The following is an 18,228-nucleotide window of genomic DNA, read 5'->3' as shown; positions in this document are numbered from 1 at the left end:
GTCATGCCGCACCTCCCCGAACCCGCGACCAGACGAGCCGGATCTTGTAGTTGATCAGCGTGTCGCAGGAGAGCACGAAGAACAGCAACAATCCCTGGAAGACGCTCGCCGCCTTGGCGGAGATGCCCGGTGACAATTGCGCCGCCTCGCCGCCAAGATAGGTGAGCGCCAGCACGAAGCCGGAAAGAATTGCGCCGAGCGGATTGAGACGCGCCAGGAAAGCAACGATGATGGCGGTAAAGCCGTAACCCGGCGAAATCGCCGGCTGTAGATGGCCGATCGAACCCGAAACCTCGGAAATGCCGGCGAGGCCCGCCAGCGCGCCGGAGAAGAGGAAGCCGAACCAGACCATTTTCCGCGAGGAGAATCCGGCGAAGCGCCCCGCCCGTTCCGATTGGCCGAGAACGGTTATCTCGAAGCCCTTCAGCGTATATTTCATCATAAACCAGGCAAGGATCGCCGCAACGACGGCAAAGACGATCCCCCAATGGGCCCGGCCGGAGTCCGCCCAGATCGCCGGCAGCACCGCCTCCGAGGGAAAATCGATGCTCTGCGGGAAATTATGGCCCTGCGGATCGCGCCATGGCCCGCGCGACAGCCAATCCAGATAGAGCTGAGCGATATAGACGAGCATCAGGCTGGTCAGGATCTCGTTGGTATTGAAATGCGCCTTCAACAGCGCTGGAATGGCGGCGTAGAGCGCGCCGCCGACAGCGCCGGCGATCAGCATTAGGGGCAGGACCATCGGCGAATGCCAATCGGTGAAGACGATCGGAATGTAGGAGCCGGCAACCGCGCCAATGGTGAACTGGCCTTCCGCACCGATGTTCCAGTTGTTGGAGCGATAGCAGACGCAAAGGCCGACGGCGATCAGGATCAGCGGCCCGGCCTTGATCGCCAGTTCGTGCAGCGACCAGATTTCCAGCAGAGGCTCGACGAAGAAAGCGTCCAGCGCTTCCACCGGGTCCTTGCCGAGTACGGCGAACATAATGGTGCCGGCGATCAACGCCAGTGCGAGGGCAAGCAGCGGCGACAGGAAGCCGAACAGTTTCGAAGCCTGCGGGCGCCTTTCCAATTCAATGCGCATGCATAGGCTCCGAATGTGTCTTTGATTCATGCAGCCCACCCATCAGGAGGCCGATCTTTTCCCGCGTCAGCTCGCCCGCTGGATAGGCCTGCGACAGCCGCCCCTCGGAAATGACGGCAATATCGGTGGCCACTTCGAATATTTCGTCGAGATCCTGGCTGATGACCAGCACTGCCGAGCCGTTGCGGGCAAGATCGACCAGCGCCTGACGGATATGGCTTGCGGCACCGGCGTCGACGCCCCAGGTCGGCTGGTTGACAACCAGCACCGTCGGCTGCCGGTCCAGCTCACGGCCGACGATGAACTTCTGGAGATTGCCGCCGGAGAGCGAGCCTGCCGTCGGATCTTCGCCACTCTTGCGGACGTCCATGGCCTCGGAAATGCGCTTGGTCGCCTGTCTGACCGCGCTGCGCCGGATCACCTTCAGGAAACCGCCGGCGAGAAAAGCCCGGCGGTCCGATTTGCTGCGGGCGAGCACGAGATTGTCCGATAGCTTCAGCCCCGAAACCGCCGCATGCCCGTGACGTTCCTCCGGCACGAAGCCGGCACCCAGGAGGCGGCGCGCGTTGATGCCCTTGGTGCCGACTGCCTGGCCGCGCACGAAAATCAGATTGTCCGAGGGAACGGTGTGTTCGCCGGAAACGACGTCGAACAGCTCGCCCTGCCCGTTGCCGGCAACGCCGGCGATCGCCAGAATTTCTCCCGCGCGTACACGCAGCGATACGTCTTTCAACGACATGGCGAAGGGAGTGCGCGCGGGCGCGGAAAGGCCGGCAACCTCGAGCTGGATATCGCCCTTTTTGCCGAGCCCTTCATGCTGCACGCTAGCAACATCGCTGCCGACCATCATGCGGGCGAGCGAGCCGGGCGTTTCCCGTCGTGGGTCGCACGCACCGGTTACCCTGCCATGGCGCAGCACTGTGGCGCGGGAGCAGATGCGTTGCACCTCCTCAAGGCGGTGGCTGATATAGAGCACCGAACGGCCTTCGTCCCGAAGCCGGAAGAGCGTTTCGAACATACGGTCAGCTTCCTGCGGCGTCAGCACGGAGGTCGGCTCGTCGAGGATGATCAGCTTCGGGTTCTGCAACAGAGTACGAACGATTTCGATGCGCTGACGCTCGCCGACGGAAAGGTCGGCGACATGGGCATAGGGATCGAGCGGCAGGCCATAGGCTTGCGACAGACTGGCGGCCTCCTCGGCAATCTTGCCGATCGGAATGCTGTCATCAAGGGAAAGGGCGATATTTTCAGCGACCGTCAGCGCCTCAAACAAAGAGAAATGCTGAAACACCATGCCGATGCCGAGCTTGCGCGCTTCGCCGGGCGACCCGATCGAGACGGGCTGGTCTTGCCAGGCGATCTCGCCCTCGGTCGGCTCCAAAACGCCGAACAGCATCTTCACCAGAGTGGATTTGCCTGCGCCGTTTTCACCGAGCAAAGCGTGAATCTCGCCCGGTTGAATTTCCAGATCAATTCCATTGCAGGCAGCAAAGCTGCCGAACAGCTTCGTCAGCTTGCGAACCGACAATAACGCGTCAGTTGCCGGCACATCGAATGACGACACGTTCCCCTCATTTCCTTCCCACCGTCCTGCCCTTTCGGACCTATGGGATCAGCAGCGTAGTTCCACTCGTTTTTCTTGTTTCCAGATCCGTGTGCGCGCGCCCCGCATCACTCAACGGATAGGTCTGGTTGATATTGATACGCACTTTGCTGCCTTGCACAACAGCAAATAATGCTTTTGCGCTGGCTCTCAGTTCCTCAGGTGTGGCGATATAAGCGAAAAGGCTTGGCCGCGTGGCAAAAAGCGAGCCCTTCTGATTGAGGATTGCAAGGTCGAAATTTTCAATCGGACCAGAGGATTGACCGAAAATCACCCACATGCCGCGCCGCTTCAGACAATCGAGGGACTGCGGAAAAGTATCACGGCCGACCGAGTCATAGACGACATCGACACCCTTGCCGCCGGTAATCTCATGCACGCGATCGACGAAGCTCTCGCGGCTGTAATCGATCACATGATCATAGCCATACTCCAGCGCCAGCTTCACCTTGTCGGGCGAGCCGGCAGTTCCGATCACCGTGGCGCCGAGGGCCTTTGCCCATTGTCCGGCAATCAATCCGACACCGCCGGCAGCGGCATGAAACAGCAGCACCGTTTCAGGCCCGACCTTGAAGGTGCGGTTAAGGAGATATTCGGCCGTCATCCCCTTCAGCATCATCGAAGCCGCGGTCTCGAGCTCGATATCATCGGGAACCTTGACGACATAGCGTGTGTCGATATTGCGCTCGACGCTGTAGGCGCCGTCACTGCCGACATAGGCGACGCGATCGCCCACGGCAAAATCGGTCACGCCAGGTCCGACTTCGGTAATTGTGCCCGCAGCTTCCTTTCCGAGCGACAATGGAAACTGAGGCGCCTTGTAGAGACCGGAGCGGAGATAAACGTCTATGAAATTGAGGCCGATCGCCGCATGGCGGATCTGCACCTCGCCGGCGCCCGGCGACGGCAGGTCGACCTCTTCCAGCTTCATGACTTCCGGACCGCCGTTTTCGTGAATGCGAATGGCCTGGGTCTTCTTCATGTTCATGGCCTGCGAATCCTACTGGCATCCGAGGGACGGGAAAAACTGCAGCACGGCGCCGATGCAATAAAGATAGATGCCGCTGAGGATAAACAAGATAACGGCCCATTGCGGCATGACGAAATACATGAGCAATGAATATATTCCGAGGGCGGACCAAAGCAGGAATATGCCGAGATTGAGCGACCGCAGCCGCCTCACCCGCACCGGATGCAGAAAATTGATGGGCAGGAAAGTCAAGATGACCGAAACGCCGACGAGAACCATGGCAGTCGTTGCGCTGGCGCCGATGACGAAGAGCGTGAAGATCACCATGTTCCAGACGACCGGGAAACCGGAGAAGAAATATTCCTCCGTCTTCATGCCCATATCGGCATAATAAATGGCGCTGGATACGACGATCATCCCTGCGGCGACGAAGGACCAGGGCTCACCGATCATGCCGCTTTCATAAAGCGCGAAGGCCGGCAGAAGCACATAGGTCACATAGTCGATGATGTTGTCGAGCGTGTCGCCGGACCAATTCGGCAACACTTCCTTGACTCTGACCTTGCGGGCGATCGGCCCATCGATACCATCGACAAGCAACGCCAGACCGAGCCACCAGAACATATCGACAAAACGATGTTCCGCCGCCGCGACAACGCCGAGAAAGGCGAGGAACGAGCCGGATGCCGTCAATATATGGACGGAAAAGGCGCGGATCTCCGCGTAAGGCACCCGCTTGTAGTTGAAGATTTTCATGTGCCCCGTTACTCGCCTGCTTATCTACCTGCCCCGGCAGGCAATTTTTCTAGCTAATATGCACCCTTTGCCCGGCGCTGCCAGCGCAAAAGCGTCCATGTGCCACAGGCTAGCGCGAGTTCTTGTCATTTTCACCCGCTGCGATGTTTCATCCCATGGATTTCAACAGGCTAAGCGTCTATTTTCAGAAAGAAAGATAATTGAGGCATCGATATGAAGCAGGTTGAAGTGGCCGTTATCGGCGGCGGTCTGGCGGGCATGATCGCAGCGATCGCCTTGGCGCGCGGCGGGCGAGCCGTTGCGCTTATAGCTCAGCCGCATAACAAGGCCGACCGGCGAACCACGGCGCTGATGGACCAATCGATTCGCTTTCTGGAACGGCTGGCGCTGTGGGACAGGATTGCGCCCTCCACCGCGCCCCTGATCACAATGCAGATCATAGACGGCACGACACGGCTACTGCGTGCGCCGACCGTCGCCTTTCGCGCCTCCGAGATCGGCCTCGACGCCTTCGGCTACAATATCCCGAACGCCGCACTGCTCAGCGCCCTCAACGAAGCCGTAAAAGTGGAGGGCAATATCACGCTTATCGAGACGGCGGCCTCCGAGGTGACTGTCCGCGAGGACGGCGTCACCATCATCCTCGAAGACGGCGATACGGTTAAAACGGCTTTTGTCGTCGGTGCGGACGGTCGCAATTCGATGGTGCGGGAAACGGTCGGTATCAAGGTCAAGACCTGGTCCTATCCGCAATCGGCCATGGTGCTGAACTTTGCGCATTCGCTGCCGCATCAAAACATCTCGACGGAGTTCCATACAGAAAGCGGGCCGTTCACCCAGGTTCCCCTGCCTGGCAATCGCTCCAGCCTCGTCTGGGTGCAGAAGCCGGAGGAAGCTGCCGCCAATGCCGAAAGGTCGCTGGAAGACCTCGGCCGGCTGATCGAGGACCGTATGCAATCCATGCTCGGCAAAGTTACTGTCGAAGACAACGTACAGGTCTGGCCGCTCTCCGGCATGACGGCCAGTCGCTTCGGTAAGGGACGCGTCGCGCTGATCGGCGAAGCCGCACATGTTTTCCCGCCGATCGGCGCGCAAGGGCTGAACCTCAGCCTGCGCGATATCCTGACGCTCGTCGAAATTCTGGCAAGCCCAACCGGACAGCCGATTTCAGCATCCGCCGGCGACAGTTTCGACCGCCGCCGCCGCCTCGATATCATCAGCCGGACGGCGAGCGTCGATCTGCTGAACCGCTCTCTGCTTTCGGATTTCCTGCCCATCCAGATGTTGCGGGCCGCGGGGCTGCATGTCCTTTCGGCCATTCCGCCACTGCGCAACCTCGTTATGCGCGAGGGCATCGAACCAGGCGGCGGCTTGCGCGGCTTTCCGTCGATGCTACGGGAAAAACTGCGCCTGTAAGGCACCGGACCTGATCCAACAAAGCACCAGAGACGGTTACCACCGAACAAGCGGTGGTGATCACGCTCAACCGATTTGCGTCAGGATTGGAAAGGTCTGCTGAAACCAGATCGCCATGTAGCTGACATAACCGAATATGAACGCCAGGCCGGTGAGCACGAGTAGCCCGCCCATGATCTTCTCAACCGTGCCGAGATGGCGGCGGAAGCGGACAAGAAAGCTCATGAAGGCGCCGGAAAAGCCGGCTGCGATCCAGAAGGGGATGGCAAGGCCGAGCGAATAGATGGCGAGCAACCCAGCGCCGGCGCCGATCGTCTCACGCGAAGCCGCAACGCCGAGAATCGCCCCGAGCACCGGGCCGATACAGGGCGTCCAGCCGAAGGCGAAGGCAAGGCCCATGATATAAGCGCCCGTCAGCGTCGCCGGCTTGCCGCCACCCTGGAAACGCGCCTCGCGGGCGAGGATGCGAAGTCGGAAAACGCCGAGGAAATTCAGGCCCATGACGACAATGATCAGGCCGCCTATTTTCGCCAGGATATCGAGATGCTGGCGCAGCAGAATGCCGATAGAGGACGCCCCGGCGCCAAGCGCTATGAACACGGTCGCAAAGCCGAGCGTGAAGAACAGCGCCGAGAACAGGACATTGCCGCGAACGCTCGGCCCCGCCGCAACGGCCGCACCACCACCGCGGAACTGCTCGACGGAAATGCCTGCCATATAGCAGAGATAAGGCGGCACCAGCGGCAGTACGCAAGGCGAGAGAAACGAAAGCGCTCCGGCAAGCAAGGCGCTAAGAAGCGAGATATCGGCAAGCGACACGATAGACTCCGGCTATGTCATCCAGCCATCCTACTAGCGTTGCGGGAGCCGGAAGGCCAATCACCTTTTCGCGGGTGGCACAGGCGCGAGGCCGCACCCATACCGAATAAAGCGTGCTCCACATACCGCTAATATCCGAATTTACTCACGGCAATATTGACGTCATTGCTTCTAGCTCTCCAATGATTACAAGGGAGCGTGTCATGGCGCCTGTCGATACAGAGCATTCCAAAACCTCAGCGGCCGAAAACACCATCTCCGTGGGCGCGATGCCGGTGCACGATTCGTCGGTCAATGCCATGCGGCATAAAGAGGAAAGCGTATTTCGCTTGAAGGCCGAAGGAAAATCGATGGATTGCATCGCTCAAGAGGCAGGCGTCAGCCGATCGACCGTGACCAGAATCCTGCGCTACGTCGAACGAGCATCCGCTGGCTAAGGAAGCCGACGGGTACTACGGCGTGGTGAATCGCTTGGCCGGCCGACACGGAAACGGGTCGTTTTCATTCGGACATAGGACAAATGCGAAAACGACCATACAGGCCAACATTAAGCCAATCGCCATAAGTTATTGATTTTCTTGAATTTTTGGTGAGAGCGATGGGATTCGAACCCATGACCTACTGATTAAAAGTCAGTTGCTCTACCGGCTGAGCTACGCTCTCCCTCTCCGCGGATGATTGCACCCCGGCTGGAAGTGCGCGGAACATATGCAGACGCCCTATTGCGGTCAACCCATAAAATCGCGGTTACGGCGGCGGACAATGCTTTTCCGCAGTCGAAGTGGCGAAACCTGCCTGTCTCGATGCGCAAATCGCCAAGATCAGTGCATGAAGCGAGGTCTCTCTTTGAAAAAACAAGGATTGGTCGTTTTGATGATAAGGCATGGCATAATTCCTCAATTTAAGGATTGCCTTATGGATTATTCTTGCCTTTTCGGGAGATTGCCGCAGACTTTTTGAAGGCCGACTACGCCTTTCTTATTCGAACGAATGACTCGGCGATCACCATGTCAGAATGTTACCACGGTTTTGATAGGATGATTTTGAGCGAACATGGCATTATCGAATGCTAGTTGCGTGAATTCTTAAGGCATCTGGTCGGCATCAGGTTTGAGCCGGCACTGGGGTCAGGGCGCCAATGAAGCAGAAATCCGAGTTCGATAAATGGTGCAAGGCACAGGAGCGGTTTCTGCGTTTCCACCTGCATTGTCTGAAGCAGGGCCGCATCCGCGTACACGCCGTCGAAAACAACCGGTTCATCGACACGACCGACGAAATCGCCGAGGACCTGAGAAAACAGCTCGCCGACCTCAAGGCTTGCCTCGGCCCACCGGAACGACCGTAAGATTTTTCCCAATATTCGCGATTTGTCCGCCGGCGGCTCTCATCGCAACCCAGACGCAATTGTTTGCGGGCCGAATCGCTTTTGGTGTATACCGGCGTTTATCAAAAACCTGCCGATTCCCTCAGGAGGATCTTTATGGAAGACGCACACGTCGGTTGGATCGCAGCAATCATTATTGGCGGCCTAGCCGGCTGGCTCGCTGAAAAGCTCATGGAAAGCAACATGGGCGTCATCATGAACATCATCCTCGGCATCGTCGGCGCAATTGTCGCTAGCTGGCTCCTGGGAGCCCTGCACATCGTATTGCCGTTCAACGCTTGGCTCAATTATCTGATCACTGGCTTCATCGGTGCTTGCATCCTGATCTTCGTCGGTCGGTTGATCAGACGATAGGCGCCAGTTGCGCGAGCAGAAAGCCGTCTGGACAGAGATGGTCAAGGGGAAGATGGGAATGTCTCGTCTTCCCTTTTTTATTGTATTTATGTGACATTCTGACTTTCACAACCCTTTTCAACCTCATCCGCAGCCCTAGCTTTTGTTGGTAGACGGAAGAGGAGGTTGGAAGCATGACCCAAAGCGCCAATCAGACGCCGGGCCGGAAGGTAATACGCGGTCGCCCCTACAGCATCGCCGAATTCGCGCGAAAATATCGCCTCGACGACAAAGAAGCCAAGCGGCTGTTTGACAAGTTCGGACCTTCTTCGACGGAACTGGATTTGCTGATGGCTGCCAAGCGGAAACCGCCGAGCCTTTCCTCCGCAATCGGCTATTGACCTTATCGCACGGTCATAGAACACCGGGTTCCCTTCCGCCCGGCCCAACGGCCCGGCTCCACCAAATCAGAAGCTCTACAGGCCCGGCAGGCTCGCCAGCGCCTTGCAGATACGGCAATGATTTGCTGCAGGCATCCACGCCGGCGCGGATGCCTGAGTGCAAATAAAGCCGCCCATGCCTGATATATCACCATCGCTTGCCATAGCAACGACGACATGGCAACTTTTGATATATCAATGGAATCGCTCGAGAATGCAGAATTCGCAAAGCCATCTCGCCTATCTCGCCCTTGAGCATCGGATCGTTACGCTGGCGCTGAAGCCGGGGGCACTGGTGACGGAAAAGCAACTGATCGAATTGGCGGGTCATGGGCGTACGCCGGTGCGCGAGGCTATCCAGAAGCTGGCATGGCAAGGGCTGATTCATGTAAGGCCGCGCGTCGGATTGCAGATCGCGGAGATTCGTCCGGGAGACCATATGCATGTCATGCAGGTCAGGCGCGAACTCGAACCGATCGCCGCATCGCTGGTCGCCAGTCATGCCACTGAAGAACAGCGGGAACAGTTGCTCAAGTGCGCCCGGCTGATGACCGACTGCGCCGCAACGCGCGATCTGCCCGGCTTCTTCGCCGCCGACAAGGCCTTCGATGAAATCCTCGAAGAGGCCTGTCCCAACAGCTTTATCATGGCCGCACTCGGACCTGTGCAGACACATTCGCGCCGGCTCTGGTATTCGACGGCCACGCCTGATGGCATGGACCGGTCGATCGCGCTGCATGTCAGCGTCATCAAGGCGATCCATCGAGGCGATGGCGAAGATGCCCGCAAGGTGATGGCGATCCTGATCGATTATCTCAGCAACGGATGAAAAAGGCGGCCTCGCTATCGAGACCGCCTTCCTATTCCGATATCAAAGATCCTCAGCCGACGAAGGCGCGTTCGATGACGAATTCGGCCGGCTTGCTGTTGGCACCCTCGCTGAGACCTGCCTTCTCAAGCAGATCCTTGGTATCCTTCAGCATAGCCGAGGAGCCGCAGATCATGCCGCGGTCGATGGCGGGATCCAATGCCGGAACACCGAGATCGGTGAAGAGTTTGCCATTTTCGATGAGATCGGTAATACGGCCCTTGAAGGGAAACTCTTCGCGGGTGACGGTCGCATAGTGGCGCAGCTTGTCGCCGACGACTTCACTCAGGATTTCATCGCTGCGAATTTCCTCGACGAGGTCGAAGCCGTATTTCAGCTCTGCCACATCGCGGGTCGTATGGGTGAGGATCACTTCCTCGAACTTCTCATAGGTCTCGGGATCGCGGATCAGGCTGGCGAAAGGCGCGATGCCGGTGCCGGTCGAGAACATATAGAGCCGCTTGCTCGGCGTCAGCGCGTCGAGCACCAGCGTACCCGTCGGCTTCTTGCGCATCAGCACCTCGTCGCCCGGCTTGATGTTCTGCAGATGCGAGGTCAGCGGACCGTCCGGCACCTTGATCGAGAAGAATTCCAGCTCGTCGGCCCAGGCGGGGCTCGCGATCGAATAGGCGCGGTAAAGCGGCTTGCCGTCGACCATGAGACCGATCATCGCGAATTCGCCCGAGCGGAAGCGGAAGCCCTGCGGCCGGGTCATCGTAAAGCGAAAGAGCCGGTCTGTATAATGCGTCACGCTCAGTACCTTCTCGGCAAAGACGCCGGCGGGCACTGCGGAAACAAATTCTTCGTTTTTAGCGGGGGCGTTCATTCGGTCTCGGATCCCGTATTCGTCGTACACGTCAATCTTGGCAAGCTGCATTTTGCGAGGCTGATATTATAATATAGCCTCGATTTAAAGGCATTCTATTCCATCCCACGGCACCGGCATAAAATATGCGTGTTCCAATCAAGATTCACGCATCATGTGAGCCGTATATAGTCATCACCCAGAATGCGGCAATCCAATGTATTTCGCATTGCCGTGATTCCTGGCCTCGAAGGCTGAACTAGGCCGTTTTGGCGGGCCGGCGGCGCCAACTATAGGCTTGGCCACCTTCGGCATGCCGGGCGGTCGGCTGATAGTAATGCGGAATGCCCGGCAGGCGCTGTTCCGAAAGCCGCTTCAGCGCCGTCGCGTTGGTGACAGCGAAACTGTCGATACCGACGCGCAGCATCAATGGAATCTGGTCGATCAGCACATCGCCAACCGCACGCAGCTCGTTGGTGTAGCCGAGGCGCTGTCGCAGCAGCGAGGCGTGGCTGAAGGCGCGGCCATCGTTGAAAGCCGGAAACGCCACGGCGATGATCTCCAGACGATCGAGATAGGGTTCCAGCTTGGTCACGTCGTCAGCCGGCTTGATCAGCACGCCCAGGCCGACGTCATTGCTTTCTTCAGCCTTGGCAATCAGGGCATCGAGGCCGAGCAGCGGCTTTTGCTCTTCAGTCGCCTTCAGCTCATCAGTCTCGATGATCCAGGGATCGTTTGCAACAAAACCGGTTTCCCGCCAAATCTTCGTCATAGCCATCCCCTTACGCCGCTTCGGCCGCTGCCGAGCCATAGAGCGCATCCTTGAAAGGCTGCGGTCCGACGCGGCGATACGCGGCGAGGAAGGTTTCGGAGGGCTCCAGACGCAGGCCGAGATAGGTGTCGACGATCGTCTCGATCGCATCGGTCACCTTCTCCGGCTCGAAGCCGCGGCCGATGATCTCACCGATCGAGGTATGCTCATCGCCGGAGCCGCCGAGCGTGATCTGATACAGTTCCGCACCCTTCTTCTCGACGCCAAGCAAGCCGATATGGCCGACGTGGTGGTGGCCGCAGGCATTGATGCAGCCCGAAATCTTGATCTTCAGCTCACCGATCTCGGCCTGACGCTCGGGGGAACCGAAGCGCTTGGAGATTTCCTGCGCAACCGGGATCGAACGGGCATTAGCGAGAGCGCAATAATCGAGCCCTGGGCAGGCGATCATGTCGGTAATCAAACCGGCATTGGCGGTCCCCAGGCCGACAGCGACCAGAGCGCGATAGACCGCTTCAAGATCGGCCAGCGCCACATGCGGCAGGATCAGGTTCTGCTCGTGGCTGACGCGGATTTCGTCGAAGGCATATTCTTCTGCGATATCGGCGACCGCATCCATCTGCGCATCCGAAGCATCGCCCGGAATACCGCCGATCGGCTTCAGAGAGATCGTCACCATGCCGTAATCGGGGTTCTTGTGCGGCTGCACGTTCTGCTGCACCCAGCGAGCAAATTCCGGATCGGCCTTCTTCCAACGGGCGAGGTTTTCCCAGCCTTCGGCCCGCTCCGGCAGAGCCGGCGGGGCGAAATAGGTCGCAATCGCCTGAACGTCCGCCTCGGGCAGCTTCAGCTCCGTGTCCTTCAGTTTCGCAAATTCGGCCTCGACCTGACGAGTCAATTCCTCGGCGCCGGTTTCGTGCACGAGGATCTTGATACGGGCCTTGAATTTGTTGTCGCGGCGGCCATGCAGATTGTACACGCGCACGATGGCGGTCGTGTAAGACAGCAGGTCTTCTTCCGGCAGGAAGTCGCGGATCAGCTTGGCGACCATCGGCGTGCGGCCCTGCCCACCACCGACATAAACGGCAAAGCCAATCTCGCCCTTGTCGTTTTTCTTCAAATGCAGGCCGATGTCGTGCACCTGGATTGCAGCGCGGTCGCGTTCGGCGCCGGTGACCGCGATCTTGAACTTACGCGGCAAGAAGGAGAATTCCGGATGAACCGACGACCACTGGCGCAGGATTTCCGCATAGGGACGCGGATCGGCGACCTCGTCGGCAGCAGCACCGGCAAAATGGTCGGCAGTGACGTTGCGAATGCAATTGCCCGACGTCTGGATGGAATGCATCTCGACGGAGGCAAGCTCGGCAAGCACGTCGGGTATGTCGGACAGCTTCGGCCAGTTGAACTGCAGGTTCTGGCGGGTGGTGAAATGGCCGTAACCGCGATCATAGGTGCGCGCAATATGTGCCAGCATGCGCACCTGGCGCGAACTCAGCGTGCCATAAGGAACAGCGATGCGCAGCATATAGGCATGAAGCTGCAGATAGACGCCGTTCATTAGGCGCAGCGGCTTAAAGGCATCCTCCTCGAGTTCACCCGCAAGGCGCCTCTGCACCTGATCGCGGAACTGGGAAACCCGTTCCGCAACAAAGGCGTGGTCAAATTCGTCGTAACGATACATGATTTCCTCAGACTGCAATGAATTCCGGATCGGCCGCGGCATAACCCGGCGCGTATTCCATGGTGGGACCTTCCGCGCGGATGCGCTCACGCAAACGCAGCGGCCAGAGCTTGCCGCCGGTTTCCCGAACTTCGATCAAGGCAACGTCGACAACCTTGTTGTCAGCATAGGCCTTCTTGCCGATCACTTCGAGTTCGGCTTCCGCCTCAGCATGGCGGGCGACGAGCGCCCCCTGCAGCGAGGTCGCCCACTCACCATCGGCATTCAACCAGACGGCAATGCCATCGGTCAGCCGGTTTGCGGTCAGAACCTTGTCGACCATGGATCAGCTCCTTGCAAATTCTTGAGCGACGGTCTCCTGACGGACCAGCGGCTCGGACTGTTCAAAATTCGCGCCGGCGACAGCGTCGCCGATAATGACCATGACCGGACCGCTCAGCTCATCGCGATGCTCCAGGTCAGGCAGGTCTTTCAATGTGCCATGCATGAGGCGGCGGTCACGACGGCTGGCATTCTCGATGACGGCAACGGTGGTCTCGGGCGGAAGCCCGGCCTCCATCAGGCGGCCAGCCACGGAAGCGGCGACCGTACGCCCCATGTAGACGGCGATGGTCGCGCCGGATATAGCAAGGCTCGCCCAGTCCGGCAGGACATCGCCGGTCAGGTCGTGACCGGTGGTGAAGACCAGCGATGAGGCGACCCCGCGCAGTGTCAACGGCAGCTCGAAATCGGCAGCAGCAGCAAAGGCCGAGGTGATGCCCGGAACAACCTCATAGGTGATGCCGGCAGCGCGCAGGGCAGCCATTTCCTCGCCCGCCCTACCGTAGACCAGCGGATCGCCGGACTTCAGCCGCACGACGCGCTTGCCGTCCCGGCCAAGCTGCACCAGCAGATCGTTGATCTCTTCCTGGGATTTCGTGTGGCAGCCCTTGCGTTTGCCGACAGAAAGACGTTCGGCATCACGGCGGCCCATATCGACGATCGCCTGCGGGACGAGCGCGTCATAGACGATGACATCGGCTTCCATCATTACGCGTTGGGCGCGCAGCGTCAGCAAATCTTCCGCGCCAGGACCGGCACCGACCAGCCACACATGGCCCTCGACCTTGTGCATCGAGCGCAGCAAACTATCGGCGGCGCGTTCGGCCTGCGACAAATGGCCGGCACTGACGGCGTCAGCGACAGGACCGGAAAAGAAACGGCGCCAGAAGACGCGGCGTGCGACGCCACGCGGCACGAGGCGATCGACGGATTTCCGATAGCTCGTCGCGAGTTCCGCGAGCTTGCCGAGCGAGGGCGACAGCAACTGGTCGATCTGCGCGCGGATCATCTGTGCCAGCACCGGGCCAGCCCCTTCCGTGCCGATGGCGACGGCGACGGGGGCGCGGTTGACCAGCGCCGGGGTGTAGAAATCGCAATAGTCCGGCTGATCGACGGCATTCGCTGGAATTCTTGCGGCGCGGGCAGCATCCACGATGGCGCGGTCGGCTTCGGCATCGCCGGTGGCCGCGAAAACCAGGGCGGCCCCCTCGACCTGATCCGGAGAAAAAGCCGTTCGTACGGTCTCGATGCGATTGGCGATCAGGAAGGAGTGATAGTCGGCTTCCGGCATTTGCGTATAGGCGACGATCTTTGCCTGCGTATTCATCAGCAACCGCGTCTTGGCAAAGGCTTCATCACCATTGCCGAAGACAGCCGCGATCCTTCCTTCCACGCGAAAGAAGGCGGGAAACACCGAAAGCTGTTGAGTCCTGGGAGGCATTATCATTCCACTTCGAGATTGCCCGAATATCACCTTAGCGGCCAGCAGATTGAAGAAACAGAAATTCTAATGCTCCGCCGAGTCCGTATTCTTTTGCTCGACATCTCTCCGATTTGAGCAAAACTCACCAGTCAGTCAGAATAGCATAAATACAGGAAATCCATAGACTTTTAGTACTTCTTGTATCAAGAATAGTCCTATTGCCTGTGGCAAACGGAGTCCATACGTCATTTGCGCATTCCGCCGCGCCGGCGATGCCGTTAAGATCAAGGAAAATGTCTCGGAGTGCCCCGCTTGCCCGCCAACACCATCGCCGCCCGCCTCCTCGATGTCATGGAACACGATATTCTGCCGTTGACGCAAAGAGGCGTTGCCGCCGGAAACAAGGTGTTCGGCGCAGCGATCCTGCGCAAATCCGACCTTTCGCTGGTCATTGCCGAAACGAACAACGAGCTCGAAAATCCGCTTTGGCATGGCGAAGTCCATGCGTTGAAGCGCTTCTACGAACTTGGCGAGAAGCCTGCGACCAAGGACCTGATCTTCCTCTCCACGCACGAGCCCTGTACCATGTGCATGTCGGCAATCACCTGGGCCGGCTTCGATAATTTCTACTATTTCTTCAGCCACGAGGATTCCCGCGACGCCTTCGCGATCCCGCATGACCTGAAGATTCTGAAAGAGGTGTTTGGACTGGAACCGGGCGGCTATCGCCGGCAGAATGCCTTCTGGAACAGCTTTGCCGTTGCCGATCTCGTCGAAACCGAAGCGGACCCGCTGAAGACGGCGCTCAAGGAACAGACGGCCCGCATCAAGGCCGGCTATGCGACGCTCTCCGACCGCTACCAGACGAGCAAGAGCGACAACGACATTCCACTGAACTGAGCAAGAGCAGTTCAGCGCTTCACGGAATCGCTGGACTGCTCTATCTCTTTGTTTTCACGCAATTCCGGGTGGAAAGCGGCTCACGCACTTTTCCTGGAATTGCTCTAGACAAGACCATAGAGGCCCCGATGGAAGCATCGCGAGACATATCCCGCCTGATCGAAATCATGGCGGCGCTGCGCAATCCCGAGACCGGTTGCCCGTGGGACATCGTCCAAACCTTCGAGACCATCAAGCCCTATACGATCGAGGAAGCCTACGAGGTTTCCGATGCGATTGAACGCAGGGATATGGACGATCTTTGCGAGGAGCTCGGCGATCTCCTGCTGCAGGTCGTTTTCCATGCCCGCATGGCCGAGGAAGCGGGGGAATTCTCTTTTGGCGATGTGGTGGAGGCCATTACTCGCAAGATGATCCGCAGGCACCCGCATGTCTTCGCCGTCTCCGGCGCCGATACGCCCGATGCAGTGAAGTTGCAATGGGAAGAGATCAAGGCGGAAGAGAAGCGCGAGCGCGCCGAGCGCCGGGCACGCCGGGGGATATCCGAGGATTTCAACACCGGTTTCCTCGGTTCGGTGCAGCGCAGCTTCCCCGCCTTGACTGAGGCGCTGAAGTTGCAGGAACGCGCCGCCCAGGTCGGTTTCGACTGGTCGGCGCCAGAGCCGATCCTCGATAAGATCGAGGAGGAAATCGACGAATTGCGGGTGGCACTTGCGAGCGGCGATAGGGCCAAGGTCAGCGACGAGCTGGGCGATCTGATCTTCGCCGTCGTCAACATCGGCCGGCATGTGAAGGCGGATCCCGAGCAGGCATTGCGCGGCACGAACACGAAATTCCGCCGTCGTTTCAATCACATCGAAACGACACTCGCTGCCGAAGGGGAAACCCTGGACGGGGCCTCTCTGGAGCGGATGGAAGATATCTGGCAGGCGGCGAAGGCGATTGAGCGTCAGCTCGCTGAATAGGACGCCGGAGGACGCCTATTCCCAGTCCTCGCGCTGCGGTTTCGGGCCGTTGCCCATGCGCCGCTCCAACTCTGCCGCTTCCGTCTCGGTCAAGCGCAAATCCAAGGTGACGGTGCCGTCCTCATTGTCTTCGCGGCCATCGACGATGGCGTGATTGTAGAGCCATGGCAACAACGCCAGCCTATCGACGGGCAGCGTGATCGTCGTCTCGGTCAGGACACCGGAAAGCCGGCGGCTGATTTCGTTCATCAGGCGATCGACGCCCTCGCCGCTCCTTGCCGAGACCGCGATGACGTTTTCGGCGGTCGATGCCTTCTGGACGATGGCATCATGCGCCTCCGGCTCCAGCCGATCGATCTTGTTCCAGACTTCGAGGATGCGTCCCGCCCCTTCCGCCTCGCCGATGCCGAGATCGCCGAGAATGCGCATGACATCGGCGCTCTGCGCCTGATTGTCGTCATCCGAAAGATCGCGCACATGCAGAATCAGGTCGGCTTCCAGGACTTCTTCCAATGTGGCGCGGAAAGCGGCCACCAAATGGGTCGGCAGGTCGGAAATGAAGCCGACGGTATCGGAGAGAATCACGGTGCGGCCATGCGGCAGCTTCATGCGCCGCAGCGTCGGATCGAGCGTCGCAAATAGCATGTCCTCGGCCAGGACGCCGGCGCCGGTGATCCGGTTGAACAGCGTCGACTTGCCGGCGTTGGTGTAGCCCACCAATGCCACGATCGGATGCGGCACCTTTTTGCGCTTGGCACGGTGAAGCTGGCGGGTGCGCACCACCTGCTCCAGCTCGCGTTCGAGCCGGATGATCCGCTCCTGCAGCATGCGCCGGTCGGCTTCGATCTGGGTTTCACCGGGGCCGCCCATGAAGCCCGCGCCGCCGCGCTGGCGCTCAAGGTGGGTCCAGCTTCGAACGAGCCGGCCCTTCTGGTAGTTCAAATGCGCAAGATCGACCTGCAGCGTACCTTCCTTGGTGGAGGCGCGGCGGCCGAAGATTTCAAGGATCAGGCCCGTGCGGTCGATGACCTTGGCGTTCCATTCCTTCTCAAGATTGCGCTGCTGTACCGGCGTCAGCGGATGATCGACGATCACCAGGCCGGCATCGAATTCATCGAGCAGCGCGCGGATTTCCTCGATCTTGCCGGTGCCGAGAAGCGTCGCCGGGCGCGGATCGCTGATCGGCACAATCGAGCCGTTGACGACATCCAGGTCGATGGCGAGCGCCAGACCCTTGGCTTCTTCAAGCCGGCTTTCTGGGGAACGGGAGGTGATCGTCGCACCATCCGCCTGCGCGGAGCGCGATGCGCGCGCCTGCTTCAGGACAGGCACTATGACGACAGCATGCGCATCGTCCCGATGCTTCGCAGTTTCCGGGATAATGGAATCGTTTTTCGTATCGCGTGTCGTGATAACGGCAAATCCTAGTTAGGATGCGACTTCTTCGCTCTCGAACATCTGCATCGGTTGGCCAGGCATGATCGTGGAGATCGCATGCTTGTAGACGAGCTGTGAATGGCCGTCTCGACGCAGCAGGACGCAGAAATTGTCGAAGGACGTAACAACGCCCGTGAGCTTTACGCCGTTGATCAAAAAGATGGTGAGTGAAATCTTTTGCTTGCGAACAGTATTGAGAAATAGGTCCTGCAAGTTTTGAGAACGTTCCGCCATCGCGCCGCTTC

20 protein-coding genes and 1 tRNA gene are annotated in these 18,228 nt (G+C 59.1%); 8 read left to right on the top strand and 13 right to left on the bottom strand.

The genetic code is table 11. The features are described from left to right. Position 1: 1 nt before the first annotated feature. From QA646_RS06655 to pcsA, 4 genes are read right to left on the bottom strand one after another with little or no spacing between them, the layout of a single operon-like run. Entirely contained in the window at positions 2 to 1,087 is a 1,086-nt protein-coding gene (locus QA646_RS06655) for an ABC transporter permease (protein WP_283058246.1), read from the bottom strand. Beyond that, positions 1,077 to 2,651 (bottom strand): ABC transporter ATP-binding protein, encoded by a 1,575-nt coding sequence (locus QA646_RS06650; protein WP_283058245.1) that lies wholly within the window; start codon positions 2,649 to 2,651, stop codon positions 1,077 to 1,079. Before QA646_RS06650 ends, QA646_RS06655 begins: the two co-directional genes overlap by 11 nt. A 40-nt stretch (positions 2,652 to 2,691) precedes the next feature. Next, the gene (locus QA646_RS06645; protein ID WP_283058987.1) at positions 2,692 to 3,672 is read right to left on the bottom strand and encodes a quinone oxidoreductase; all 981 of its coding nucleotides are present in this window, start codon (positions 3,670 to 3,672) and stop codon (positions 2,692 to 2,694) included. Positions 3,673 to 3,690: 18 nt separating this feature from the next. Then, entirely contained in the window at positions 3,691 to 4,416 is a 726-nt protein-coding gene (gene pcsA, locus QA646_RS06640) for a phosphatidylcholine synthase (protein ID WP_283058244.1), read from the bottom strand. A 213-nt stretch (positions 4,417 to 4,629) separates the two neighbouring features. On the opposite strand from pcsA, the gene QA646_RS06635 reads away from it, so the two are divergent. Then, on the top strand, positions 4,630 to 5,832 hold the full coding sequence (locus tag QA646_RS06635) for a UbiH/UbiF family hydroxylase (RefSeq protein ID WP_283058243.1): 1,203 nt from the start codon (positions 4,630 to 4,632) through the stop codon (positions 5,830 to 5,832). A gap of 66 nt (positions 5,833 to 5,898) precedes the next feature. Here QA646_RS06635 and QA646_RS06630 read toward each other — a convergent pair whose 3' ends face one another. Continuing rightward, positions 5,899 to 6,651, bottom strand: coding sequence for a cytochrome c biogenesis CcdA family protein (locus tag QA646_RS06630; protein WP_283058242.1), 753 nt, complete (start codon positions 6,649 to 6,651; stop codon positions 5,899 to 5,901). A gap of 203 nt (positions 6,652 to 6,854) precedes the next feature. Between QA646_RS06630 and QA646_RS06625 the strand changes: the two genes are divergently transcribed. Continuing rightward, positions 6,855 to 7,088 (top strand): helix-turn-helix domain-containing protein, encoded by a 234-nt coding sequence (locus QA646_RS06625; RefSeq protein WP_283058241.1) that lies wholly within the window; start codon positions 6,855 to 6,857, stop codon positions 7,086 to 7,088. A gap of 150 nt (positions 7,089 to 7,238) precedes the next feature. On the opposite strand, the gene QA646_RS06620 is transcribed toward QA646_RS06625, so the two are convergent. Beyond that, a tRNA-Lys gene (locus tag QA646_RS06620) sits at positions 7,239 to 7,314 on the bottom strand. 475 nt (positions 7,315 to 7,789) lie between these two features. On the opposite strand from QA646_RS06620, the gene QA646_RS06615 reads away from it, so the two are divergent. The 4 genes from QA646_RS06615 to QA646_RS06600 all read left to right on the top strand — a co-directional run bounded on the left by QA646_RS06615 (position 7,790) and on the right by QA646_RS06600 (position 9,637). After that, entirely contained in the window at positions 7,790 to 7,996 is a 207-nt protein-coding gene (locus QA646_RS06615) for a hypothetical protein (RefSeq protein ID WP_283058240.1), read from the top strand. A 135-nt stretch (positions 7,997 to 8,131) separates the two neighbouring features. Further along, a complete protein-coding gene (locus QA646_RS06610) occupies positions 8,132 to 8,389 on the top strand; it encodes a GlsB/YeaQ/YmgE family stress response membrane protein (protein WP_283058239.1) in 258 nt (85 codons plus the stop codon). A 173-nt stretch (positions 8,390 to 8,562) separates the two neighbouring features. Further along, on the top strand, positions 8,563 to 8,769 hold the full coding sequence (locus QA646_RS06605) for a hypothetical protein (protein ID WP_028753159.1): 207 nt from the start codon (positions 8,563 to 8,565) through the stop codon (positions 8,767 to 8,769). 253 nt (positions 8,770 to 9,022) lie between these two features. After that, positions 9,023 to 9,637 (top strand): GntR family transcriptional regulator, encoded by a 615-nt coding sequence (locus QA646_RS06600; protein WP_283058238.1) that lies wholly within the window; start codon positions 9,023 to 9,025, stop codon positions 9,635 to 9,637. Between the two features lie 52 nt (positions 9,638 to 9,689). Here the strand turns inward: QA646_RS06600 and QA646_RS06595 are convergent, their stop codons facing one another. From QA646_RS06595 to cysG, 5 genes are all read right to left on the bottom strand, one after another. Further along, entirely contained in the window at positions 9,690 to 10,502 is an 813-nt protein-coding gene (locus QA646_RS06595; RefSeq protein WP_283058236.1) for a ferredoxin--NADP reductase, read from the bottom strand. Positions 10,503 to 10,740: 238 nt separating this feature from the next. Further along, complete coding sequence (locus QA646_RS06590; protein ID WP_283058235.1) at positions 10,741 to 11,253, bottom strand: DUF934 domain-containing protein; 513 nt, start codon at positions 11,251 to 11,253, stop codon at positions 10,741 to 10,743. A gap of 10 nt (positions 11,254 to 11,263) precedes the next feature. Beyond that, positions 11,264 to 12,937 carry a nitrite/sulfite reductase gene (locus QA646_RS06585; protein WP_283058234.1) on the bottom strand — a complete coding sequence of 558 codons (1,674 nt, stop codon included), beginning with the start codon at positions 12,935 to 12,937 and terminating at the stop codon, positions 11,264 to 11,266. Between the two features lie 7 nt (positions 12,938 to 12,944). Then, complete coding sequence (locus tag QA646_RS06580; protein WP_283058232.1) at positions 12,945 to 13,259, bottom strand: DUF2849 domain-containing protein; 315 nt, start codon at positions 13,257 to 13,259, stop codon at positions 12,945 to 12,947. 3 nt (positions 13,260 to 13,262) lie between these two features. Then, positions 13,263 to 14,705, bottom strand: coding sequence for a siroheme synthase CysG (gene cysG, locus QA646_RS06575; RefSeq protein WP_283058231.1), 1,443 nt, complete (start codon positions 14,703 to 14,705; stop codon positions 13,263 to 13,265). Positions 14,706 to 14,993: 288 nt separating this feature from the next. On the opposite strand from cysG, the gene QA646_RS06570 reads away from it, so the two are divergent. Beyond that, positions 14,994 to 15,581: a nucleoside deaminase gene (locus QA646_RS06570; RefSeq protein WP_283058229.1), complete on the top strand. Its 588-nt coding sequence runs from the start codon at positions 14,994 to 14,996 to the stop codon at positions 15,579 to 15,581. 128 nt (positions 15,582 to 15,709) lie between these two features. Next, positions 15,710 to 16,546, top strand: coding sequence for a nucleoside triphosphate pyrophosphohydrolase (gene mazG, locus QA646_RS06565; RefSeq protein WP_283058228.1), 837 nt, complete (start codon positions 15,710 to 15,712; stop codon positions 16,544 to 16,546). 15 nt (positions 16,547 to 16,561) lie between these two features. Here mazG and hflX read toward each other — a convergent pair whose 3' ends face one another. After that, positions 16,562 to 17,926: a GTPase HflX gene (gene hflX, locus QA646_RS06560; RefSeq protein WP_283058986.1), complete on the bottom strand. Its 1,365-nt coding sequence runs from the start codon at positions 17,924 to 17,926 to the stop codon at positions 16,562 to 16,564. A 48-nt stretch (positions 17,927 to 17,974) separates the two neighbouring features. Beyond that, positions 17,975 to 18,217, bottom strand: coding sequence for an RNA chaperone Hfq (hfq, locus tag QA646_RS06555; protein ID WP_007693481.1), 243 nt, complete (start codon positions 18,215 to 18,217; stop codon positions 17,975 to 17,977). Positions 18,218 to 18,228 lie beyond the last annotated feature (11 nt).

The organism is Rhizobium sp. CB3090, from assembly GCF_029714285.1.
Taxonomy (GTDB): Bacteria; Pseudomonadota; Alphaproteobacteria; order Rhizobiales; family Rhizobiaceae; genus Rhizobium.
This window is presented reverse-complemented; position numbering and strand designations above follow the sequence as displayed.